We start from the raw sequence: 24,126 nt of genomic DNA, 5'->3' as shown, positions 1-24,126 counted from the left end.
TCACTCCTTACATTTAGAATTCCGCTAATTCTTTAATCGCTGCTTCAATTTTATCTGGATTCATCATAAACTCTTTTTCTAACGGGGAAGCAAATGGCATTGCCGGTACTTCTGGAGCAGCAAGTCTTTTAATAGGTGCATCTAAATCAAATAAACAATTTTCACTTATAATTGCTGCTACTTCACCGATAATACTACCTTCTTTGTTATCCTCTGTAACAAGTAACACCTTACCAGTTTTCGAAGCTGCTTGAATAATTGCTTCCTGATCTAATGGATACACTGTACGTAAATCTAAAATCTCTGTGCTAATTCCTTCTTGATCCAATTTTTCCGCTGCTTGCTTGGCAAAATGTACACATAAACCGTACGTAATGACTGTTACATCACTACCTTCACGTTTCACAGCAGCTTTACCAATCGGAATTGTGTAATCCTCCTCTGGAACTTCTTCTTTTAACAAGCGGTATGCTCTTTTATGCTCTAAAAACAGAACAGGGTCCTCATCGCGAATAGAGGATTTTAAAAGTCCTTTCACATCATAAGGACTTGATGGCATAACAATTTTCAAGCCTGGTTGATTAGCAAAAACTGCTTCTATTGATTGGGAATGATAAAGTCCCCCATGAACACCGCCACCGTACGGTGCACGAATGGTTATTGGACATGTCCAATCATTATTGGAACGATATCTTATTTTAGCTGCTTCAGATATAATTTGATTAACTGCAGGCATGATAAAATCAGCGAACTGCATTTCTGCAACAGGCTTCATACCATACATTGCTGCACCAATTCCTACACCAGCAATTGCTGATTCTGCTAACGGCGTATCAAGCACACGTGCTTCACCGAATCGTTCATACAATCCATCTGTTGCACGAAAAACTCCTCCGCGCGGACCAACGTCTTCCCCTAAAACAAAAACTTTTTCATCACGTTCCATTTCTTCTTTTAACGCTTGGGTGATTGCTTGAATATAGTTTAAAACTGCCACCTACATCCCCTCCTTGCTGCTGTACACATAATCGCTTAAAGTTCCTGGATCTGGATTTGGAGCTTTTTCTGCATACTCTGTTGCCTCATTAATTTCTTCTTTCAGCTTGCTTTCCATTTTTTCCTCTATTTCATCCGTTAATATTCCTTCTTTCTTCAATTTTTCTTTATATTGTATTAGACCATCGATCGACTTTTCCTGTTCAACTTCTTCTTTAGTCCGATAAGTCATATCATCATCATCACTTGAGTGTGGTGTAAGCCTGTACGATACTGCTTCTATTAATGTTGGTCCGTCGCCGTTTAATGCACGTTCTCTGGCTTCTTTCACTGCTTGATACACAGCAAAAGGATCATTACCATCCACCTTAATGCCATGCATACCATATCCAATAGCACGGTCTGCTATATTTTCACACGCTACCTGCTTATGAAGAGGTACGGATATTGCATATTTATTATTTTCGACCATGAAAATAACTGGTAATTTATGCACACCTGCAAAGTTTAATCCCTCGTGAAAGTCCCCTTGATTGGTAGATCCTTCTCCTAATGTTACAAAAGAAACTAATGACTTACCTTCCATTTTGGCCGCCAAGGCAATCCCTACTGCATGAGGAACCTGCGTGGTCACAGGAGATGATCCTGTAACAATCCTGTTTTTCTTTTGACCAAAATGACCAGGCATCTGCCTTCCGCCAGAGTTTGGATCTTCTGCTTTTGCATATGCTTGTAGAAATATTTCTTTCGTTGTCATGCCAAAATGCAGGACAACACCTAGATCACGATAATATGGCAGAATATAATCTACCTTTTTATCGAGGGCAGTTGATGCAGCAACTTGCATCACTTCTTGTCCCTGACATGAGACAACAAACGGTATATTTCCTGAACGATTTAATAACCACATTCTTTCATCAATTCTTCTCGCTAATAACATTTCTTCATACATTTCTAATTGCTCTTCATTACTAAACTTTCCTTTATCCATGAATTTTCCTCCCCTCAGCCGCTAAAGCAACTTCACTTATAATTTCAGATATAGACGGATGTGGATTTATTGATTCAGATATTTCTAAACCTGAGCCATCAAAATATTTCGCTAAACTTACTTGTCCAATTATCTCGGTTACACCTTTTCCAATGAGATGAAATCCTAGCAGATCATCCGTGTTTTGATCAATAACGATCTTGGCAAATCCATCGATGTTTCCATTAACGTGTGCCTTTCCAATTGCCTGCATAGATGTTTTCGTTACTTTGACTTTACCGTATTGCTCTTTCGCCTCTGTTTCCGTTAGACCTAATGATGCAATTTCCATTTCACCATAAACACATGATGGGATATCTGTTGGATTTAACAATACCGGAGTATTTCCAACAATGTGAGCTACTGCAATGTCAGCTTCATATGTAGCCGCATGTGCTAATTGTTTTCCACCATTTACATCACCAATCGCATATATATGAGATTCTTTGGATTGGAAATATGGATTTACATCAATAAAGTCATTAGCAAGCTGAATATCAGTATTCTCAACACCTATATTACTTATATTTGCTTTACGGCCAATTGCCACTAAAAGTTGATCTGCTTCAAATGTCATGTCGTCAGTTTCTGACTTAATGGCAATCCCATTAACTGTCGATAAGCTACTTGGGATAACACTAGTACCTGTATGCAGTTTTACACCCTTACGGACTAGATACTTGCTCATTTCTTTTGCAATATCCTTATCCATATTAGGTAAGATTTGATCACTGGCTTCAATTAATGTCACGTCAACACCAACTGACTGATAAAAGGATGCCCACTCTATTCCAATAACCCCTCCTCCTAAGATAACAATAGAAGATGGCAGTTTATTCATACTAAGAGCATGGTCAGATGTTATGACTAATTCACCATCGATTGTTATTCCAGGTAAAGTTTTCGGTGATGATCCTGTTGCAATGATAACATTCTTCGGAACTAATATATCGTTCTCTCGATCATCTTCATATTCAACTGAAATTGAACCAGCCATTGGTGAAAAGATCGATGGGCCGAGAATTCTGCCAAATCCATCATAAATATCAACTTTTGCATTAGCAACTAACCCTTTTACACCTTGATGTAATGTGGAGACAATCTTATCTTTTCGCTCCATTGCTTTTTCAATATGGAAGGTAGGTTCTTCTACTTCAATACCAAATGATTGTGCTTTTTGAATTATTTCGAATATTTCTGCACTTTTTAAAAGTGCTTTTGTGGGAATACACCCTTTATGTAAGCATGTTCCGCCTAATTTATCTTTCTCCACAATGGCAGTCTTTAACCCATTTTGTGCTGCTCTGACTGCTGCTACATACCCTCCAGTTCCTCCACCAAGGACAACAACATCATACTCTAACGCCATTCTAAACCCTCTCTTCTACACAATTTCATATAGCTTTGCTTGTTCTTTCCCTTGTAATACTCTTAATGTACCTCTAGCAAGTGCTAGCAAGGCATTCTCACCTGGATATGTAAAAACATCGGCAATCCAGCTAACTTTTTTTATAATATATTCATTTAAATAGTTAATATCTGCTAAATTACCTGTTAAAATAATTCCATCTACGTGGCCATCTAAAACAACCGCCATTTTTCCGATTTCTTTCGCAATTTGATACCCCATTATATCTATTGCTTCAATGGCTTGCTTGTCTTTTTTCTGGATTAGTAATTTTACATCCTTTATTTGTTTGACATCTAAATATGCTTTTAATCCGCTATGGTGTATCAGCCTTTGCTTCAAGCGCTGACTGGAATTGTTAGTTGAATCGTTAGTAAGGTTGATAAGTTCATTGTTAGGTAAACTTCCAGAACGTTCAAATGAGAATGGTCCTTCCCCATCAAATCCATTATTAACATCTATCACTTTCCCCTTACGGTGTGCTCCAACCGTCACTCCGCCATCTAGATGTGCTACGATAACGTTGGTTTGCTCATAATTTTTCCCTAACCGTTTAGCCAATTCCATTGCAACAAATTTCTGATTTAGCGCATGAAAAATACTCTTTCTCTTAATATGGGGTACACCAGTGGATTTGGCGACATCGGACATTTCATCAACCACTACAGGGTCTACAATATAGGAATTAAGACTTAAGTTGTTTGCTATTTCATAAGCTAGAATAGCACCTAGATTCGATACATGTTTCCCATTGACGCAACTGACTAAATCTTGAATCATTAATTGATTGATTTGATAAGTGCCGCCGCTAATAGGTCTTAATAAGCCACCTCTGCCACAAATCGCATCAAGTGAAGACAAATTCAATCCTAAGTTAATAATTGCATTGGTAATGGCTTGTTTCCTTGGCTCAATCTGCTCATATAAATCTAGATTCATAACTTGATCAGTTAATACAATATTCTGTTCAAAAATGTTTCGGTCATTCTCATATATAGCTATCTTAGTTGCATGAACTAAAGGATTGATTACTAAGATACGAAATATTTGATTATTACTCATGAGCTACCCCTGTCAATATTGTATTTATCCATTTTATAGTAAAGATTTCGAATAGATATTCCTAATTTTTTTGCCGTTTTTGTTTTATTATATTGATTGGTTTCCAGCGTATTTTCAATATAATCTCTTTCGAAGGAATCTAATGCTTGCTGTAATTCCAAGTCTCCAGAATATGTGGAACTTTTTTTCTCAATGTTTGCTAAGAAATGTTCAGGTAATAAATCTTTAGTAAGAATTTTGTTAGTTATGCCTGCACTTATTGCTGTTAATTCAACTATATGTTTTAACTCACTTATATTTTTGGGCCAGCTATATTTCCCAAACAACTCAAGCATTTTTCCATCTATTGTTTGGAGATTTGTCTTAAATTTCATATTACATTGTTCCATAAAACAGCTGACTAATAAGGCGAGATCTTCCCTGCGTTCTCTTAATGGCGGCAAGACAATTTGATAACGGCTAATCCAATCATAGAATGTACTACGCGGAAGGGAATCTTCCAAATTGCTAGAAGATACTATTAATTGGAAGGATTGTCCGCTTGAGTTTTCTTCTAACTCGTGAACAATCCTATTAAGAATCTTTTTAGGGAAATTAGTACATTCCTCAATAAAAAGTGTCCCACCTCTAACTTCTGATAAAATCCCTTTTGATGTAGCATCGTTGAAAATGAAAGTCTCTAAATTTTCTTCCTTTCCATCTATTCGTAAATGCTTGAAGGGATATTCTTTTCGGTCGGTATCGTAGTGAAGCGCTCTTGCCATTAATTCTTTTCCTGTACCTTGTTCTCCTCTAAGAAAAATTGGGACATTCATATTTGCATATAGTTTTGCTTGTTTCTTAGCCATAATTAAATCAAAGGAATTTCCAATCATATCATCAAATAGATAGGTTTTTTCTAAATTTCGGATGACAGATGTGGCCAATCGGTATTGTCGTTTGTATTTATTTAACTCCTTATCATCCCTAATCATTTGAAAACATCCATACAGTTTTCCAGAGATAATAATTGGCTTTGATGTTATTTCAATTTCTAAATTGCTGCTCATTGAAACAACCTGCTCTATCTTACGCCTTTGCTTTATCGTGTCTTTCACAATTCTATTAAGTATATGTTCTAACTCATCTTGCGCACCTTCGTCATGCTTACACATACGCTCAATCAGTAAATTCCATTTATTGTTATAGTAGGTTTTTTTAGAATTTGGAACAACAAAAGATACTGCATCAGGTGAATATTCTGCAATTAACGGGATTAGTTCTGTCATTGGATAATAATCTGTCTGTTCACGGATTTTTTCTATAAAAGTGTCATATGGTTCAATTGTTATCAGTGTTTTAATGGTTAAACCTTTTTGATCCAGAATCGGGCTGTATGTAAAATAGACTTTCTCACCATTTGTGACTAACTTTTCCATTCGATAGTATACTTTCCTTTGTTGCCATACTAGCTCAACCATGTCCATACTAATAAAATCAGATAAAGCTTGTCCAGTAACAGGGCCATCAAGCTCCATTCTCATGTATCTGATTGCATGGTGATTTATTTGTTCGATTTTCTTTTCTGCATTAAGAATTATCAATCCAAACGGAAAGTTATTCAGCATATTTTCATTTAGACTATAATCAATTCGATTACCTTTTGCAGACATTAATATCCCACCCTGCATTTTTTTGCATGCTTTAATAATATACTTTTATGCAAAAATTAGCAAGCTAGAACATCTTTTGCGAAATAGATCGTCCCTATGCTATACTACATTTAATATTTACAGTATTATTATGAACAGAACGGGGTCACATTATGAGATTAATTGCTTTATTATTATTGGTCCTTCCTGCTATCCTGGCTACGTATGGGATCAAACTAATGAGAGATGCCTTTTTCGGTGAGCTGACAGCAATATTTCTACATATAGTTGTCCAATTTATTGTTGGGTTAATATTATTTTTTGGAGGTTTATCATTTATTGGCGGATTTATTTTGCACAGAGATAAAAAAAGACAATTAATAAAAGGCGGAAAGAATAACAGGTATAATCATTGATCTGTTATCTTTCCGCCTTTCTATATAGATCTTATAATCTCAGTGCTATGTAGACAATCAAGCATTACAGCCACACAGCTCGGCTGACTGATTATTATTCAAAAAAAGTTTCGTATAATGCTCTAACTGCAGCGTCTACTTTCGATGACTTAATACCAAACATCATCGATACTTCTGAAGAACCTTGATTGATCATTTCCAGATTCACATTCGCATTTGCAAAAGCATGTGTAGCTTTATCTGCTAAGCCAACAATACTATCCATACCTTCACCAACTACCATAATCAATGCTAAATCACGGTCAACATGTACCATATCAGGCTGTAACTCTTCATTAATTCTTGCAATTACTCTTTCTTCCTTTTCTTTCGTCATTCGGGATTCTCTGATAATCACAGAGATATCATCAATCCCTGATGGAGTGTGTTCGAAAGATATTCCTTCATCTTCTAAAATCGTTAACAATTTACGACCAAAACCAATTTCTCTGTTCATTAAATATTTGCTGATATAGATACTGATAAAACCTGTATCACTAGCAATACCAACAACTGGATTTGGTTGTGGTTCTTTTTGCGAAACAATAATTGTACCCATCCCTTTTGGATTATTGGTATTTTTAATACACACAGGGATATCGGCTTTAAATGCCGGTATTAGTGCTTCATCATGAAAAACTGAGAACCCTGCATAGGACAATTCCCGCATCTCTTTATAAGTTAAAGAAGTTATCTCTTTAGGGTTTGGAACAATAGTCGGATTCACACAGTATACAGAATCTACATCCGTAAAGTTTTCATAGAGATCTGCTTTCACACCTGCAGCAACGATGGAGCCGGTTATATCTGATCCACCTCGGGAAAATGTAACTAGTTTGCCATCTTTAGTGTAACCGAAAAATCCCGGTATGACCACAATCTCTTCACGGTCTCTAAGCTTGTATAGATGGTCATAGCTCTCATCTAATATTTGAGCACTACCAGGGTTATCACTCACAAGGATTCCCGCATCTTTGGGATTTAGATAAACCGCTTTTAAACCAATAGATTGTAAATAAGCACTTAATACTTTTGCAAGTGAATCTTCCCCTGTTGCTTTAATTGCATCTAATTTAAGATCATCACTCTTGTCTGATGCAAAAATTTCAATAACACCTTGTTTAATTTCATTAATCACATCATTAGAAATGTCTAATTCAGAAGTAATGTCTTTAAAACGATTTAATACTGCTTCTAATTTATTTTCGTATGGATCGTTATTTAAAAACGCTTCCCCCATTTCGATTAATAGATCTGTAACTTTCGTATCATCTGAAAAACGCTTACCAGGAGCTGATACGATTACCACTTTTCTATCGCGATCATCTTTAATAATGTTTGCTACTTTACGTAATTGTTCAGCATTTGCTACTGAACTTCCTCCAAATTTAGCTACTTTCATCTTATAACCTCTCCAATAATTATTTTTATACCACTAAAAATATTATCATATTTCTGAACATTTTGTTAAATAAAAGTTAGCCTTATTTTTAAAAATATTGGAGGATACTTACGTTTATGTCGATAGTATTGGCAACATTGTAAAATTCAACGGTATTCCATGGCATAGGTTGCTATATAATTATTTACTAATAAACATTTGCGTCCAATAATTCCCATCCGGGTCATAACCGACACCAATATGTGTAAAATTACCATTTAAAATATTTTTTCTGTGCCCACTGGAATTCATCCACGCTTGTACCACTTGGTATGGTGTTTGTTGACCCTTAGCTATATTCTCTGCTGCAGCACGGTAAGAAATACCGAAATCTTGCATCATATTAAATGGAGATCCATAAGTAGGGCTCTGGTGACTAAAGTAATGATTAGTATTCATGTCTTCTGATTTATACCGTGCCACTCGTGATAATTGCCAATTTGGTCTTAAAGGGGGTAGTCCATTTTTCGCTCTTTCTTCATTCGTTAGCTGAATCACTTGATGTTCAATATGTTTTATTCTTTCAATCTTTGGAATCGTAATTTCTTGCCCGGGGTAGATGAGATCAGGATTAACTATCTGATCATTTGCTTCAATGATTTCTGATAGACCAATTTTGTATTTCGAGGCTATAATCCACATTGTGTCACCAGGTTGGACATAATAACTGCTAGAAGCAGAAACCATCGCCGGAATTGCTAGAGTTAGAAGAATGCCCATTACAATACTTACAGTTGCTTTTTGTTTCATCTGTTTGTCCTCCTGTTAAAGTTTTTCAACTTATAATTTGCAAGTATTTAATTGTTATACATATTTATCTGTTTTCTAAATAAAAAATCCTTCCCACACATTGTGCGAGAAGGGTTAATTAAAATATATTATTTATGACGCCCTGTGTTCCAATCTTAACCTGTCAGCAACCATCGCGATAAATTCGGAATTGGTTGGTTTTGCTTTTGAGACACTTACTGTATAACCAAATAATGATGATATAGAATCAATATTTCCTCTGCTCCATGCTACCTCAATTGCGTGGCGTATGGCACGTTCAACTCGTGAGGCGGTTGTATTAAATTTAGATGCGATATCAGGGTATAATACTTTTGTAATGGATCCTAACAGTTCAATGTCGTTGTAAACCATTGTAATTGCTTCCCTTAAATACATATAACCTTTGATATGAGCAGGAACACCTATTTCATGGATAATATTAGTAATACTCGCTTCAAGATCAAACTTTCTACTACTTCCATTTATAGCTTTTCTTTCATTACTTTGAACAGTTTGTAATCCTCTTACTTGTCTAATTTGTTCAGCTAAATGTTCCAAATCAAACGGCTTTAATATAAAATAAGATGCACCTAGACTAACAGCTTTTTTCGTCACATCTTCCTGGCCAAAAGCAGTGAGCATAATCACATGGATACCTTTCGTACGATCAGACTGTTTTATTTTACTAAGGACAGCTAATCCATCAATATGAGGCATTATGATATCTAATATAATTACATCAGGTGTCACATCTTCAACCATGTCAAGGCATTCTTTCCCATTATAAGCTTTCCCTACAATTTCCATGTCATTCTGATCTTCTAAGTATTCTTCCATCAGCTGTACAAGTTCCCTATTATCATCCACTATCAACACTCTTGATCTTTCCACTAAAGTTCCTCCTTCAATTGGTCACACATATTTTTGTATAAGTAACATTTTCGACAGAAGGATAATAATTCCTTCTTTTCTTCAGAAAAACTTTTATTTTTTTCGAATTGCTTGGATTTTCTTAGTTTTTCGACCAATTTCGTTTTTTTAAATGAATGTTTTCAGGTTTGTCGAAAAATCTTTAGTTAAATTATAACAGTAGAAAGTCTCTATAACAAGTAAAAGGTTACCATAACATGGCAACCTTAAGATTAACTGGCTTTATCGGATTGTTTATATATATCTATACCTGCCTCATTCAGCATCCATTCAATATGGACACCATAGCCACTTGTTGGATCATTTACGAAAACGTGAGTAACTGCACCAATTAGCCGTCCATCCTGAATAATCGGACTTCCGCTCATTCCTTGTACAATACCACCAGTCGCATCCAATAGCCTTTTGTCAGTAATCTTGACAATCATACCCTTTGTTGCAGGAGCTTCTTGTGCCACATTATTAACAACTTCTACGTCAAATGCTTCTACTTTCTCGCCCTCAATTACGGTTAGAATTTGTGCTTTTCCCTCTTTCACTTGATTTGGCAAGGCAATAGGCATCGGTTCAGACCATTTATTTTTATCAGGATTTTTGTCCAATGAACCAAAAATTCCAAATGGTGTATTTTTCGTAATATTTCCTAGTTGTGATTCATTGAAATCAAAATCAGCTCGCTTCTCTCCTGGTATACCATTTTGACCTTTTTTAATTTCTTTTACATTTGATTTTACTATGGAACCATTATTAATCTCTACAGGTTTTCGTGTATCCATATCGGAAATTATATGTCCTAAAGCCCCGTATTTATTCGATTTTGGATCATAAAACGTCATTGTGCCGATCCCTGCAGCCGAGTCACGGATATAAAGACCAATACGATAATTATTATCGTTTTTATCCAGATGTGGCGTTAAACTTGTTTCAATTGTTTGCTTACCACGTCTTAATTTTACTTCCAAGGCTTTATTTGATTCACCGGCTTGTTTAACAAGTGGGGCAACTTCTTCCATATTTTTAATTGGTTGTCCATTAATCTGAATGATGCTGTCCCCGACTTTAATATTCGCATCTTCACCTGGTGATTTTTCTCCATCCTTTGTGGAAACTAAATGATGTCCTACAACTAACACGCCTTCTGTGTGCAGGTTGATTCCAATTGATTGACCACCTGGAACCACTTGATAGTCATCATATACTGAAATATCTACTTTTTTTAAAGGGATATTTGAAAAGGTGTAAATGACTTCTGTATTGCCACTTTCTTCAGCGTATGGCATTAAATCTGCAGCAAATTCTGCATGCGATTGATCAGTTGTTGTTACAGAAACTGCTTCACCTAAATCAGGTAACTCAATTTGATCAATATTGTTAAATACTTTCATTTGGTTGGGGATCGAGAGATATATTTGAAATGGTGTTATCCAGGGTAGTACCAATAAAGAGACAAGGAGTATTAATCCTATACTTTTTCTAATCCAATCATTTTTCATTACATCACCCTCCTTGTTTTACAGATCATTTGTATCTGTATAACTAATTTGGCCTTTGCAGAGGTTTTTTAAACCCGTTAATCATAGCAATTTCTTGTGATGTTTTCCACTTTTATTTGCAAAACTTGACTATTCAAAGTCATACCAAAGAAGGTGATGTGTTTCTAAAAAACAAAAAGGATGGATGAACTTGCTTATCTGTTTTTCAATTGATTATTCCCCTCAATTAATTCTTTTGCATGCAATTTAGATGCTTCGGTTAATTCAGTTCCTGTTATCATTTTCCCAATTTCTGCAATTCGTTCATCAAATTGTAGCTCTTTAACTATAGTATGTGTTCGCTCATTTTTCACTCTTTTCTCAATTCTCAAATGGGTATCCGCTATTGATGCAACTTGTGGTAAATGAGAAATACATAATACTTGTGATCCTATTGAGATATTATACATCTTCTCAGCCATTGCTTGAGCAACTCTCCCGCTAACACCTGTATCAACTTCATCAAAAATAACACTTGTTATTCCCTGGTGTTTAGCAAAAATATTTTTTAATGCCAGCATTATCCGAGACATTTCTCCCCCTGATGCGATCCGATTTAAAGGTTTCGGTGGTTCACCTGGATTTGTCGATATAAAGAACTGAACGTGATCAATTCCTTTCTCTGCTGCTTTTACAGAAACACCATCAACGACTAAGTCCGTCATTGAACTTTTTAATAAGTTAACATCTACTTTAAATTGTGACTTTTCCAAATACAGTTCTTTTAATTCACTTAAGACTGCCTTTTCTAATTTACGAGCAGCTCTATTACGAAGGTCATGTAAATTCTTTGCTTCCAAAAGTAAATCTTGTGTTAGCTCTTCTAATTGTTTCTCAAGCTTTTGTATATGCTGATCATTATTTTCTATTTCATCAAGTTCTTCTTCAACTTTTGCACTATATTCAAGTATCTCTTCAACTGTTGAACCATATTTTCTCTTCAATTGCACAATTTCATTTAATCTTGACTCAATTATTTGCAACCGTTCGGGGTCGAATTCCATGCTATCAATTTGCTGTCTCATTTTGTATGATAATTCTTCTATATTATAGTAATAATCAATAAATTCATCATAAATTTGTTTGATTTCATAATTATTTTCACCAGATATTTCAAGATGATTCGAAGCAAATGACAACCAATCTAAAGCCCGCTGATCCCCATGCAATCCGTTATAAGCATCCGTAAGATTCTGATAAATTTTCTCGAAATTTTGTAATGTATTTCTCTCTTCTAATAATTCTTCATCTTCATTAGGTATTAAATTTGCTGATTGAATTTCGTTTAATTGAAATTGTAATAAGTCCAGGCGCTGAGCTAGTTCTTTCTCATTTCGATTTTGACTTTCATACCGCTTTTTTAACGCTATCCATTTTTTATAGATTGCTCTGTATTCATCAATAAAAGTCGGATTTGTTGTTAGATAAAAATAATCCAGCAACTCAATGTGTTTTTCAGGATCTAAGAGTGCTTGTGTTTCATGTTGACTATGTATATCCAGCATCAATTGACCGATTTCCTTTAAGATACTAAGTGTTGTTAATTTTCCATTAATCCGACAAATACTCTTTCCAGATTGTGATATTGTACGGTGAAGAACTACCATTTTATCTTCACTAATTTCAATCCCTAATTCCTCTGCCTTCCCAAAAATGGGATGGTCAAATTCATCTATAATAAATAAGCCTTCTAATTCTGCCTTCTTTTCTCCGTGACGGATGTATTCAACTGATCCTCTTCCGCCTGTCAGTAAACTCAATGCATCAATGATGATCGACTTACCCGCACCTGTTTCCCCTGTTAATACTGTAAGACCTTTTTGAAAAGTAATGGACAACTGATCAATAATCGCAAAATTTTTAATCGAAAGTTCTGTTAACATATTAACACTCCTATGATTAAAGCATATCTAAAAATTTATTCTTTAATGTTTCGGCATCTTCAGCAGTTTTGCAAATGATTAGTATCGTATCATCCCCGCAAATAGTACCAATGATTTCTTCCCAACTCAGATTATCAATTAATGCCCCCATGGCTTGAGCATTACCCGGAAGTGTTTTCATTACAATAAAGTGTGTTGCAGTATCAATGCTAACAAATGCATCCATTATAAATCTTCTCAGTTTGTTTAATGGATTAAATTTCTGATCAGCTGGCAAACTATATTTATAAGTCCCGTCAGATGTAGGTACTTTAACTAAATGTAATTCTTTAATATCACGAGAAATTGTAGCTTGAGTAATCGCATAGCCTAGGTTTCTTAAATGGTTTACCAGCTCATCCTGTGTTTCCACTTCGTTTTCCGTAATAATTTCTCTAATTTTAATATGTCGCTGTGCTTTATTCATCCATTTAGCCTCCAATAAAATTTTTCATACGAAAATGGACTACATGATCGTAGTCCAATTATTTGTTCGCTAGTTCCTGATGAGCTTCATGTACCACATTATCAATCATTTCTGAATAATTGTTTGGAACATGCCTGTCCTTTTCTTTTTTAAGCCATGCAAGGAATTCTATATTCCCATCACCACCAGTGATTGGCGAGAAAGTTAATCCTGAAACGGAATACCCAATCTCATAAGCAAAATCAAGTATATTATTGATAACTTGTCTGTGAATATCTGGGTCTCTAACAATTCCTTTTCTACCAACCTGTTCTCTTCCTGCTTCAAATTGCGGCTTTATTAAAATGACGCAATCGCTCTGATCAGTCAATATGTTAAATAATGGTTGAAGGATTAACTTAAGAGAAATAAAGGAAACATCCACTGTTGCAAAATCAGGCATACCATTCTTTATCATATCAGGGGTAACGTGTCTGAAATTCGTACGTTCCATAACGACCACCCGAGGATCATTTCTTAGTTTCCAATCTAATTGATTGTAACCAACATCTATTGCATAACTAAGTTTAACACCGTTTTGCAGTCCACAATCAGTAAACCCGCCTGTTGAGGACCCTACATCAACCATCACTCGGTTTTCGAGCGGGATTTGAAAAAATTCAAGAGCTTTTTCTAATTTTAATCCACCTCTGCCAACGTATGGTATTAACTTTCCTTTTACCTCGAGTTGAATATCATCATTGACCTTAGTCCCAGGTTTCTCTAGCCTTTGTCCATTTGAAAAGACCAATCCAGCCATAATTGTTCTTTTTGCTTTTTCTCTTGAATCAATTAGACCACGATCAACGATTAATTGGTCTAGACGAATTTTTTTACTCATTCACTTATCATGCCCTTTTTTTATTATTCTTTTGGGGTTGCAATAATTTGTTTGCTTCTTTTACAATATTCTCTTCTGTTAAGCCTATCTCTTCTAATAAATTTTTCACACTACCATGCTCAATATACCTATCAGGGATCCCCAATCGTTTAAGCTTAGGATAATAACTATTTTCTTCTGCGAACTCTAATACAGAGCTGCCGAATCCACCTTGCAGAACAGCTTCCTCAATTGTTAATATCGGTATCTCTCGCTTCATGATCTCATGGAGCATGTCTACATCGAGGGGTTTAATAAAACGTGCATTCACTACTTCAATATTTATCCCATTTTTCTTTAATTTCTTACTAGCTGAAAGTGCCATTTCTATGGTTGTACCAAAAGTTAATATTACGGCATCTTTGCCTTTCTCAAGTACTTCCCATTTGCCTATAGGGATGTTTTGAAACTCATCATCCATTGGTACACCTAATCCATTACCTCTTGGAAAGCGGATTGCTATTGGTCCATCATTATATTGGAGAGATGTGTAGACCATATGTTGGCATTCATTTTCGTTTTTCGGCATCATTAATACAATATTTGGCAAATGTCTTAGAAATGCAATATCAAATACCCCTTGGTGTGTTTCACCATCTGCTCCAACTAAACCAGAACGGTCTATACCGAACGCTACATTTAAATTTTGGCGGCATACATCATGAACCATCTGATCATAAGCCCGTTGGAGGAATGTGGAGTAAATCGCCACAAATGGCTTTATACCTTGAGTTGCCATCCCGGCAGCCATCGTTACAGCATGTTGTTCGGCAATTCCTACATCAAACAACCGATCAGGAAAATGTTTTTGAAACTTTTCTAACTTAGAACCGAGAATCATTGCAGGTGTTATCACTGCAACTCGCTCATCTGTTGTTGCTACTTTTTCAACTGCATCACTAACCACCTGACTCCATGCTGGTTTATTATCCACTGGTTTAATTTTTTCACCAGAGTCTATTTTATATGGTCCGACACCATGCCATTTATCTTTTTTATCAGATTCGGCTGGTTGGTATCCTTTACCTTTTTTTGTGATAACATGTATTAACACAGGCCCTTCCGTTTTAGCGGCATATTGCAGATTCTCCTCAAGGTCTTTAAAGTCATGCCCGTCAACAGGTCCAAAGTAGGTAAAACCGAATTCTTCGAAAAGCATGCCAGGTACCATGAAATATTTCATGCTATCCTTTACTCTCTCAGCAGTTTGTGCAATTTTACCCCCAACTGCAGGAATTCTCTTCATCAAGTACTCAATTTCATCTTTTACCCGATTGTATTTACCAGCACTGCGCATTCGGCCAAGTGCTTTATGCAGTGCACCTACATTTCCTGCGATAGACATTTCATTGTCATTTAAAATAACAGTTAACTTCTTTTTTTCATGACCAATATTATTTAAAGCCTCTAAAGCCATTCCGCCAGTTAATGCGCCGTCACCTATAATAGGAACAACGGCATGATTTTCATTTTTTAAATCTCTGGCGACTGCCATTCCCATTGCAGCAGATAACGAAGTGGAACTATGCCCTGTTTCCCAAACATCATGTTCACTTTCAGACATTTTCGGAAAACCACAAAGCCCCTTATATTGGCGCAAGGTATCAAATTGATCTGTCCTGCCTGTTAACATTTTATGGATATAAGATTGATGACCGACATCAAAAATTAATTTATCTTTTGGACTGTTAAAATGTTTGTGCAATGCTAAAGTTAATTCCACAACACCTAAGTTTGCCCCTAAATGGCCACCTGTTACAGATAATTTTTCAATTAAAAACTGGCGAATATGCATCGCTAGTTCTTCTAGTTCTTCCACCGACAATTGCTTTAAAAATTTGGGATCTTTCATTTTGGTAAGGTCCACAAGCGGTGTCCTCCCTGCTTATTCATTAGATTGTTTTATATTTATTATGTTGCTTTTACCTCTACCCTATTTTGATTTGCGGGTAACAAGATGATTATCATTATTTTATTTCGACAATACTTTTATTTTAAGCCTATCTTCTAAAAATGCAATAATTTTGCCAACAGTAAATATAATTTTTGTCGATGCATGTATTGCCAAGTATTTTCCTAGCGCTTTTCCACCAACAGTCAATGCTGCAACTAAACTTGTTAAGATGACAGATAAAGTTAAATGTAAAGTCGTACCCTCACTATAACCGAAATTATTCGCAATTTGCAAGATAACAATCGCTGACGCAGTCCCACTAATTATTCCCGAAATATCTCCAATTACATCATTACAGAAACTAGCGAAACGGTCTGCATTTCTTACAATAACAATCGCCTGTTTAGCACCGCTTACCCTCTCTGCTGCCATTGCATGAAATGGTACTTCATTAGCTGCAGTTGCTGCAATACCTAGCATATCAAAGAAGACACCAATTAACACGATAACAAATACGATCATTAAGCCTACAATTGACATGACACCACTTAAAACAGACTGAGAAACAACTGAAAAAATAGCCGCTAGCACAAATGTGATAACGGCAATACTAAAGCTAAATTTTATCGACTTCTGTAATTGTTTCTTATTCATTAACTTACCTCATTTAAATTAATAATTGTCATTTTTTATAATTCAACATTACGTATGTATGGTGGAATGGTCATTTATGAAGTAAAAACTACGGCTTAGGTCCAGTAGGTTTTCCCAGATAGATACCGAATGTTGCCATTCTGGCGGTTCCCCTTTAAATCTACCTTAGCGTTGTCGCCAACAGCTAGACTGGATTACCACTTAGTCCGTACTATAATCCCTCATAAATGTCCGAATAGAACAGCCTAGGAGATTTCCTCAACAACCTTTAACCATTTCCTAGCCTCTTTTGCAGTACGAATTTCATACAGAAAAACATGTCCTGATTGGTGGCCATCCAAAAAGAACACTTTATTGCCTGTAATCCCCTTCGTACCACTCAAGGCAGGCTACGCTACTAACAAGAATACCCTATCCTTATTGAAGTAGGTTCATACCCCATTCCATTTTCGCCCCTTGGCTAAGTGACAAAAACAGAGATGGGCCTCCGCGGAAGAAGGGTCTTCGCCCACATGCCTTTGTGGATCGCCCTTCAACCTTAACTCCCAGCATCGACCCAAGGCTGGGCGCCTCAAGCCAACACAAGGAACTTCATCGATGTGCCCTTTGGCGGATTTTTAGGCCCGCCTTCAGAAATGGAGGATTGACTAGAATACTGCACCATTCCACTATTATAAATATATTATAACATTCTTTATACATTTTCTCAATCTTTATTGATTACGATTGCTCAAATAGTCAACCAACTGTTCTAAATAGGTTCCTTCCAGTTTCATCTCATGCAATAACTGTTTTGCTTGCTGAACATAACGGTTTTTATGCTCCATAGCGCCATCGAATCCCAGTAAGGAAGGATAGGTTGATTTTTGATTACCTTCATCACTTCCTGACGCTTTTCCCATTATTTCTTGATCACCGATAATATCTAAAATATCATCCTGGATTTGAAATACTAAACCAATTGTTTGTCCGAATTGTTCTATTTTATCCATTATTTCATTGCTAGCACCAGCAAGATATGCTCCCACTACTACTGCAAATGTTAATAGTTTCCCTGTCTTTAATTGATGGATATGCTCTAACTCATCAACTTCCGTGAGCCCTTGTTCTGCTTGCATATCCATCGATTGTCCGGCAACCATTCCTTCCAGACCACTTGCTTGAGCCAATTTTGAAACAATAAAAACTTTCTCCTTATCAGAATAGCACGTTGCATTGGCAATTGAATGAAAACTGTTTGTTAATAAACCGTCACCAGCTAGTATAGCTGTCGCTTCATCGAATTTTTTATGGTTAGTTAACATGCCGCGTCGATATGTATCATTATCCATTGCAGGGAGATCATCATGGATAAGAGAGTAGGTATGAACCATCTCTAATGCTATCGCGGCAGGGTAAACTTTGTCTACATTACCATTTAAGCCTTCACAAGTTAATTTCATTAGAATCGGACGTAATCTCTTCCCGCCTGCTTTAATTGAATAAATAGTGGACTTTTTCAACAATGGCGGCATGGTGAGACCATTGAGATAATCTATTAGTAGTTGATTAAACCGCCCCTGTTCTCCCTTTATATAGGTTACTAAATTTGGATCCACCTATTTCTCCTCCTGTATGGAAAATAACGATAATTCGCCATTCTCATCCATTATTTCTTTTAATTGTTTGTCCGCTTTCACAAGTTTTTCATGACAGATCTTAGATAGTTTGGATCCCTCAGCATAATATTCCATCGCTTTCTCTAAAGGAATATCACCTGCCTCCATTTTACTGACAATTTCCTCTAACTGTTTAAGTGCTCCCTCAAATGATAATGAATCGTCATTAGGCATCATCTTTCTCCTCCACTTCCATTACTTTCCCGATTATTTTCCCATCAGGTAATTGAATATTAAATTTACTTCCAACTTCTATTTGAGCTACTTTGGTTATCAGGTTGTTCTCCTCATCGTAGGCAATTGAATAACCCCTTAACATAATATTCATAGGGTTCAAAAGCTCTAATTGTGATAATTGATGGCTAAATTTTGCTTTATTCCTCTCTAAAATTTGTTTTCCCTGGTGATCTAATTGATTCCGCAGACTTCTCAACTTTTCTGCTTTTAATTTTATGATTCGTTCTGGATTGATATAATTTAATTGTTTATCCGCGTACCTCCATTGATCCAGTTTTACTTTTGTATATTGTTTAATTGACTGTTGCTTTCTCTCAATCAATCGGTCCAGTAATTGTTCCTTCTCTGCAATAAAACGTTTTGGAAATTTAAATGCATAGGATTCTTGTATGTTCTGTAAGCTTTGTTTCTTATGTAGAACATGTTTAGAGTAAGAATTTAACAGCATCCGATTTAATTGGTTTACATACTCAAGAATGTCTTTCTTTGATGGTACTGCAATTTCAGCAGCAGCTGTCGGTGTTGCAGCACGAACATCTGCTGTAAAATCACTGATAGTAAAGTCGGTTTCATGTCCAACAGCTGAAATGACAGGAATTTGAGAATCAAATATGGCCCTTGCAACAATTTCTTCATTGAATGCCCATAATTCTTCGATTGAGCCTCCACCTCGACCAATAATAATAAGATCGATATCTTCTAAAGAGTTAGTCTTATTAATGGCAGTCACAATGGATTCTTTTGCATATTTCCCTTGGACTGGAATCGGAACAACTACTACGTTTACCAGAGGGTATCTTCTTTCAAGTGTTGTCAGAATATCTCTAACCGCAGCACCGGTGGGAGATGTCAAAACAGCAATTTTTTCTGGATAGGCAGGAATTTGCTTTTTATATTTTTGTTCAAATAATCCCTCTTTTGTAAGTTTTTCTTTTAATTGTTCAAAAGCAAGATGCAATGCTCCTATGCCATCAGGCTGCATTTCCTGAATATATAATTGGTATTGACCACTTGACTCAAAAACACTGACATTCCCTTGCAACAATACTTTCATACCATCCTCTGGCAAGAATTCTAATTTCATATTCTGACTGTGAAACATGACTGCACGGATGCTAGCATTGTCATCTTTGATTGTCATATACATATGACCTCTGCTGTGATGTTTGAAATTAGATATTTCTCCTCTTAACCATACATGATTCAAATGGTTGTCCACATCGAATTTCTTCTTAATATATTTGGTTAAAGCAGTTACTGAAAGGTACTTATCTTCCATTAATAACACTCATTTCTTTCAACCAGCGAATTTATCAGTTTTTATGAGAAAAGGCCATTAGCAATAATTGCAATGACCTTAGGTTGAATATTCCATTCAACTGAAATTAACTGTTGTAAACTCCGTTGTGAATTTTTGCTGACTTAATTGTATTATGTAATAACATCGTAATTGTCATTGGCCCGACACCCTTTGGTACTGGTGTTATATAGCTTGCCTTTTCCTTTGCACTTTCAAACTCGACATCTCCTGTTAATTTCCCTTCTTTTGTACGGTTAACACCAACATCGATGACTACCGCACCATCTTTAATGTTGTCACCGTTGATAAAATGCTCAATGCCAACAGCAACGATTAAAATATCTGCTTGTGCGATAAATTGTTCCATTCCATTTGTTCTTGAGTGACAATAGGTAACTGTCGCATTCTCATTCAGTAATAATTGTCCTACAGGTTTACCAACAATATTACTTCGGCCAATTATCACCGCATGTTTTCCTTCAATTTCTATGTCTTTTGATTTCAGCATTTGAATAATTCCATACGGAGTACACGGGAAAAATGTATCTTTACCTGTCATCATTCTTCCAATATTAATAGGATGAAACCCGTCTACATCTTTGTCCGGAGAAATTGTCTCAATTACTTTCTGTTCGTTTATATGGCTTGGAAGCGGTAATTGCACTAAAATGCCATGAACAGATTCTTTGCTGTTCAACTCGCTAATTAACGTTAATAATTCTTCTTCCGTTGTCGACTCTGGAAGTGTAATAAGGTCGGATTCTACACCAACGTATTCTGATGCCCGTTGTTTTCCAAGTACATATGATTTAGATGCAGGATCTTCTCCAATTAAAACAACTGTTAAACCAGGTATAATACCATTGGCTCTTAACCCCTGTACCTCTTCCTTCATCTCATCTCTCATTGATTGTGCTAACTCACTTCCATAGATAACTTCTGCAGCCATTATCCATTCCCCCATTTCTATAACATTTTTGATAAAACGCCATTTATAAATTTACCTGATTTATCATCACCAAATATATGTGCAATTTCAATTGCTTCATTAATTACAACACTTGACGGTGCATCTTTCTCATAAAAAAGTTCGTATGTTGCTATTCTTAGTAAAGTGCGTTCGACAGTTGCTAATCGACCTAAAGACCACTTTTCCAAATGTTTTGTTATTTTTTCATCAATCTCCGCTTTGTTTTTAACAACTCCGTTAACTATGTTTATTAAGAAAGAGTCCTGTTCCTCTTCTCCAATAAGATAATTCATTGCTTCATCTACATTGTATTCTTCTCGATCTAATGGGAAAAGTATTTGCAAAGCTTTCTCTCGTGCGGTTCGTCGTTTCATCTGTTCTATACTCCTTATCACGATCAAATTCATGATTTTATTTCATTAACAAATGATATCATGTTCTTAATTTGATTACCAATAAATCATAAATATTTTTAAAATTTTGATGGCTAAACTGTCTAAAAGCTGTTAATTAAGCAGATCGAAAATTGTATTCCCAGTTAGACAGGTAAAGCCCACAAAATTATTTTTTGTGGGCTTTGCTGATTTATTCTTCATAATCCTGTATTTCTGGATTTTGTTCCATATGAACACCAACAATATGAATGTTAATTTCTTTAACTGTAATTGCTGTCATATTTTCAATTGTTTGTCTAATGTTTACCTGAATATTTTCAGCTACTTTAGGAATCGAAAACCCATAGTCAATAACAGTGTATACGTCTATTATTACACCATCATCGGTTAAATCTACTTTTATCCCTTTTCCATGTGTTTTCTTTCCTAATTTCTCTGCAACACCTGATGCAAAGTTGCCACGCATACTTGATACACCTTTTACTTCTGTTGTTGCAATTCCAGCGATAACTTCAAGGACATCTGGTGCAATTTCTACTTTACCAAGTTGGGAAGGTTCTCCTACATGCAACAAATTAGCATCTGTCATAATTTCCCTCCTATCTTATTTTGCTAAAGTTCTTACTCCTCATCCTTCATTATACTATACTTTTCTAAAAATTTTGTATTGAAATCACCATCAACAAATACTTGGTGTACCATCATTTTCCGATGAAATGGTATGGTTGTATGAACACCTTCAATAACAAATTCATCTAAAGCCCGTTTCATCTTATTAACCGCTTCTTCTCTAGTCTTACCATAAGTAATTAACTTCGCAATCATTGAATCGTAATATGGTGGAATCATATATCCAGGATAAGCAGCGGAATCAACACGTACACCTAGCCCGCCTGGTGCCAAATACATGGAAATCTCTCCAGGTGAAGGCATAAAATCTTTTTCAGGATTTTCTGCATTGATACGACATTCAATTGCCCATCCTTCAAAAGAAATGTCCTCTTGGGTAAAGGATAATGGTTCATTGTTTGCAATGTTAATTTGCTCTCTGATTAAATCAACTCCAGTAACCATCTCTGTAACTGGATGCTCAACTTGAATCCGAGTATTCATTTCCATAAAATAAAATTTATTTTCTTTTTTATCAAAGATAAATTCAATGGTACCAGCTCCTGAATAGTTAACAGCTTTCGCTGCCTTTACTGCGGCTTCTCCCATTGTTTGGCGCATCGTATCATCAATAGCAGGTGACGGAGTTTCTTCTATAAGTTTCTGCAGACGTCTTTGAATGGTACAATCCCGCTCTCCAAGGTGGACTGCATTCCCATGGTTATCTGCTAATACTTGAATTTCCACATGGCGGAAATCTTCAATAAATTTTTCTAAATATACGCCTGGATTACCAAATGCTTTTTCTGCTTCATTTTGAGTTACGCGAATACCTTTAAGTAATTCCTCTTTATCACGAGCAACACGGATACCTTTTCCACCACCGCCAGCAGTTGCTTTAATAATAACTGGAAAACCAATTTCATTTGCGACTTCTAATGCCTGTTCTTCATTTTTAATGATCCCATTCGATCCTGGAACCACTGGAACACCTGCTTCTTTCATCGTCTCTCTAGCAACATCTTTCGTTCCCATCTTTTGAATAGCAAAAGAACTCGGACCAACAAACGTTACATTACAAGCTTGACAAATATCAGCGAAATCAGCATTCTCAGACAAGAAACCATACCCAGGATGGATGGCATCAGACTCTGTTAGTGTAGCTACACTCATTATATTCGTAAAATTCAAATAGCTTTCACTGCTTAATTTGGGACCGATACAGTAAGCTTCATCTGCCAATTTTACATGTAAAGCATCACGATCTGCTTCAGAATATACAGCGACTGTTTCAATTCCCATTTCTTTACATGTGCGAATGATTCTAACAGCAATTTCTCCTCGATTCGCAATTAAGAGTTTCTTAATCACAGTTTCATCCCCTTATACTGTCTTAATCCGAAATAATGGTTGGCCGTATTCCACCAGTTCACCATTTTCCACTAATATTTCAGTTATTGTACCTTTTACATCTGCTTCAATTTCATTAAATAATTTCATTGCTTCAACAATACATACATTCGTATCTTCATTTACTTTATCACCAACTTGAACAAAAGCTGGTTGATCTGGTGAAGGAGAACTATAGAAAGTTCCCACCATTGGTGAAACAATTTCATGATCATAGTCAGTACTTGCTTTTTGCTGTACAGGTACCTCTTCTTTAGCTTGCTCAACATTTGTGTCTTTTACTTCCACATGATTCTGTTGAATTTCTACCGGTTTATGTACCTCTTCCTTACTAACGATTTCTGCAATTTTATTGTTCTTTTTTAATTTAATTTTTGCTCCATTCGCTTCGTACGTAAATTCATCGATTGATGATTTATCTAATTTTTCAATTAGTGCTTCTAATTCGTTGATTGATAACATCACATTGCACCCC

Annotated in this window: 24 protein-coding genes; 1 reads left to right on the top strand and 23 read right to left on the bottom strand. The window is 35.9% G+C overall.

All coding sequences use genetic code 11. From position 1 onward, the window contains the following. Positions 1–13: 13 nt before the first annotated feature. The 5 genes from ACFOY7_RS14475 to ACFOY7_RS14455 are packed head-to-tail and all read right to left on the bottom strand — an operon-like array spanning position 14 to position 6,148. Positions 14–997, bottom strand: coding sequence for an alpha-ketoacid dehydrogenase subunit beta (locus ACFOY7_RS14475; protein WP_390252808.1), 984 nt, complete (start codon positions 995–997; stop codon positions 14–16). Beyond that, on the bottom strand, positions 998–1,987 hold the full coding sequence (locus tag ACFOY7_RS14470; protein WP_390252807.1) for a thiamine pyrophosphate-dependent dehydrogenase E1 component subunit alpha: 990 nt from the start codon (positions 1,985–1,987) through the stop codon (positions 998–1,000). Beyond that, positions 1,980–3,395 (bottom strand): dihydrolipoyl dehydrogenase, encoded by a 1,416-nt coding sequence (gene lpdA / locus ACFOY7_RS14465; RefSeq protein ID WP_390252806.1) that lies wholly within the window; start codon positions 3,393–3,395, stop codon positions 1,980–1,982. The genes ACFOY7_RS14470 and lpdA overlap by 8 nt, the downstream gene beginning before the upstream one ends. Before the next feature lie 15 nt (positions 3,396–3,410). After that, positions 3,411–4,496 carry a butyrate kinase gene (gene buk, locus ACFOY7_RS14460; protein WP_390252805.1) on the bottom strand — a complete coding sequence of 362 codons (1,086 nt, stop codon included), beginning with the start codon at positions 4,494–4,496 and terminating at the stop codon, positions 3,411–3,413. After that, complete coding sequence (locus tag ACFOY7_RS14455; protein ID WP_390252804.1) at positions 4,493–6,148, bottom strand: AAA-type ATPase lid domain-containing protein; 1,656 nt, start codon at positions 6,146–6,148, stop codon at positions 4,493–4,495. Before ACFOY7_RS14455 ends, buk begins: the two co-directional genes overlap by 4 nt. Positions 6,149–6,300: 152 nt before the next feature. On the opposite strand from ACFOY7_RS14455, the gene ACFOY7_RS14450 reads away from it, so the two are divergent. Then, a complete protein-coding gene (locus ACFOY7_RS14450) occupies positions 6,301–6,543 on the top strand; it encodes a DUF2627 family protein (protein ID WP_390252803.1) in 243 nt (80 codons plus the stop codon). 94 nt (positions 6,544–6,637) lie between these two features. Here ACFOY7_RS14450 and ACFOY7_RS14445 read toward each other — a convergent pair whose 3' ends face one another. From ACFOY7_RS14445 to accB, 18 genes are all read right to left on the bottom strand, one after another. Beyond that, positions 6,638–7,984 (bottom strand): aspartate kinase, encoded by a 1,347-nt coding sequence (locus tag ACFOY7_RS14445; protein WP_390252802.1) that lies wholly within the window; start codon positions 7,982–7,984, stop codon positions 6,638–6,640. Between the two features lie 180 nt (positions 7,985–8,164). Beyond that, complete coding sequence (gene safA, locus ACFOY7_RS14440) at positions 8,165–8,773, bottom strand: SafA/ExsA family spore coat assembly protein (protein ID WP_390252801.1); 609 nt, start codon at positions 8,771–8,773, stop codon at positions 8,165–8,167. A gap of 132 nt (positions 8,774–8,905) precedes the next feature. Then, entirely contained in the window at positions 8,906–9,685 is a 780-nt protein-coding gene (spo0A, locus tag ACFOY7_RS14435) for a sporulation transcription factor Spo0A (protein WP_390252800.1), read from the bottom strand. A gap of 251 nt (positions 9,686–9,936) precedes the next feature. Further along, positions 9,937–11,217: a SpoIVB peptidase gene (gene spoIVB / locus ACFOY7_RS14430; protein WP_390252799.1), complete on the bottom strand. Its 1,281-nt coding sequence runs from the start codon at positions 11,215–11,217 to the stop codon at positions 9,937–9,939. A gap of 194 nt (positions 11,218–11,411) precedes the next feature. Continuing rightward, positions 11,412–13,139: a DNA repair protein RecN gene (gene recN / locus ACFOY7_RS14425; RefSeq protein ID WP_390252798.1), complete on the bottom strand. Its 1,728-nt coding sequence runs from the start codon at positions 13,137–13,139 to the stop codon at positions 11,412–11,414. A gap of 16 nt (positions 13,140–13,155) precedes the next feature. Continuing rightward, positions 13,156–13,605: a transcriptional regulator AhrC/ArgR gene (ahrC, locus tag ACFOY7_RS14420; protein WP_390252796.1), complete on the bottom strand. Its 450-nt coding sequence runs from the start codon at positions 13,603–13,605 to the stop codon at positions 13,156–13,158. Between the two features lie 58 nt (positions 13,606–13,663). Next, positions 13,664–14,485 carry a TlyA family RNA methyltransferase gene (locus ACFOY7_RS14415; protein ID WP_390252795.1) on the bottom strand — a complete coding sequence of 274 codons (822 nt, stop codon included), beginning with the start codon at positions 14,483–14,485 and terminating at the stop codon, positions 13,664–13,666. Positions 14,486–14,492: 7 nt separating this feature from the next. Then, a complete protein-coding gene (gene dxs / locus ACFOY7_RS14410) occupies positions 14,493–16,391 on the bottom strand; it encodes a 1-deoxy-D-xylulose-5-phosphate synthase (RefSeq protein WP_390252794.1) in 1,899 nt (632 codons plus the stop codon). Between the two features lie 105 nt (positions 16,392–16,496). Continuing rightward, on the bottom strand, positions 16,497–17,072 hold the full coding sequence (locus ACFOY7_RS14405) for a hypothetical protein (protein ID WP_390252793.1): 576 nt from the start codon (positions 17,070–17,072) through the stop codon (positions 16,497–16,499). Between the two features lie 245 nt (positions 17,073–17,317). Further along, positions 17,318–17,455: a hypothetical protein gene (locus tag ACFOY7_RS14400; RefSeq protein ID WP_390252792.1), complete on the bottom strand. Its 138-nt coding sequence runs from the start codon at positions 17,453–17,455 to the stop codon at positions 17,318–17,320. A 330-nt stretch (positions 17,456–17,785) separates the two neighbouring features. Further along, positions 17,786–18,670, bottom strand: a complete 885-nt coding sequence (locus ACFOY7_RS14395; RefSeq protein WP_390252791.1) for a polyprenyl synthetase family protein — start codon at positions 18,668–18,670, stop codon at positions 17,786–17,788. Continuing rightward, positions 18,671–18,907: an exodeoxyribonuclease VII small subunit gene (xseB, locus tag ACFOY7_RS14390; protein ID WP_390252790.1), complete on the bottom strand. Its 237-nt coding sequence runs from the start codon at positions 18,905–18,907 to the stop codon at positions 18,671–18,673. Continuing rightward, on the bottom strand, positions 18,897–20,246 hold the full coding sequence (gene xseA, locus ACFOY7_RS14385) for an exodeoxyribonuclease VII large subunit (RefSeq protein WP_390252789.1): 1,350 nt from the start codon (positions 20,244–20,246) through the stop codon (positions 18,897–18,899). Before xseA ends, xseB begins: the two co-directional genes overlap by 11 nt. 106 nt (positions 20,247–20,352) lie before the next feature. After that, the gene (gene folD, locus ACFOY7_RS14380; RefSeq protein WP_390252788.1) at positions 20,353–21,216 is read right to left on the bottom strand and encodes a bifunctional methylenetetrahydrofolate dehydrogenase/methenyltetrahydrofolate cyclohydrolase FolD; all 864 of its coding nucleotides are present in this window, start codon (positions 21,214–21,216) and stop codon (positions 20,353–20,355) included. 17 nt (positions 21,217–21,233) lie between these two features. Continuing rightward, complete coding sequence (nusB, locus tag ACFOY7_RS14375) at positions 21,234–21,611, bottom strand: transcription antitermination factor NusB (RefSeq protein WP_390252787.1); 378 nt, start codon at positions 21,609–21,611, stop codon at positions 21,234–21,236. A gap of 211 nt (positions 21,612–21,822) precedes the next feature. Further along, positions 21,823–22,221, bottom strand: a complete 399-nt coding sequence (locus tag ACFOY7_RS14370) for an Asp23/Gls24 family envelope stress response protein (RefSeq protein ID WP_390252786.1) — start codon at positions 22,219–22,221, stop codon at positions 21,823–21,825. A gap of 32 nt (positions 22,222–22,253) precedes the next feature. After that, positions 22,254–23,612, bottom strand: a complete 1,359-nt coding sequence (gene accC, locus ACFOY7_RS14365) for an acetyl-CoA carboxylase biotin carboxylase subunit (protein WP_390252785.1) — start codon at positions 23,610–23,612, stop codon at positions 22,254–22,256. A gap of 12 nt (positions 23,613–23,624) precedes the next feature. Beyond that, a complete protein-coding gene (gene accB, locus ACFOY7_RS14360) occupies positions 23,625–24,113 on the bottom strand; it encodes an acetyl-CoA carboxylase biotin carboxyl carrier protein (RefSeq protein WP_390252784.1) in 489 nt (162 codons plus the stop codon). Between the last annotated feature and the right edge of the window lie 13 nt (positions 24,114–24,126).

This window comes from Gracilibacillus xinjiangensis (genome assembly GCF_042651765.1).
Lineage (GTDB): Bacteria > Bacillota > Bacilli > Bacillales > Amphibacillaceae > Gracilibacillus > Gracilibacillus xinjiangensis.
This window is presented reverse-complemented; position numbering and strand designations above follow the sequence as displayed.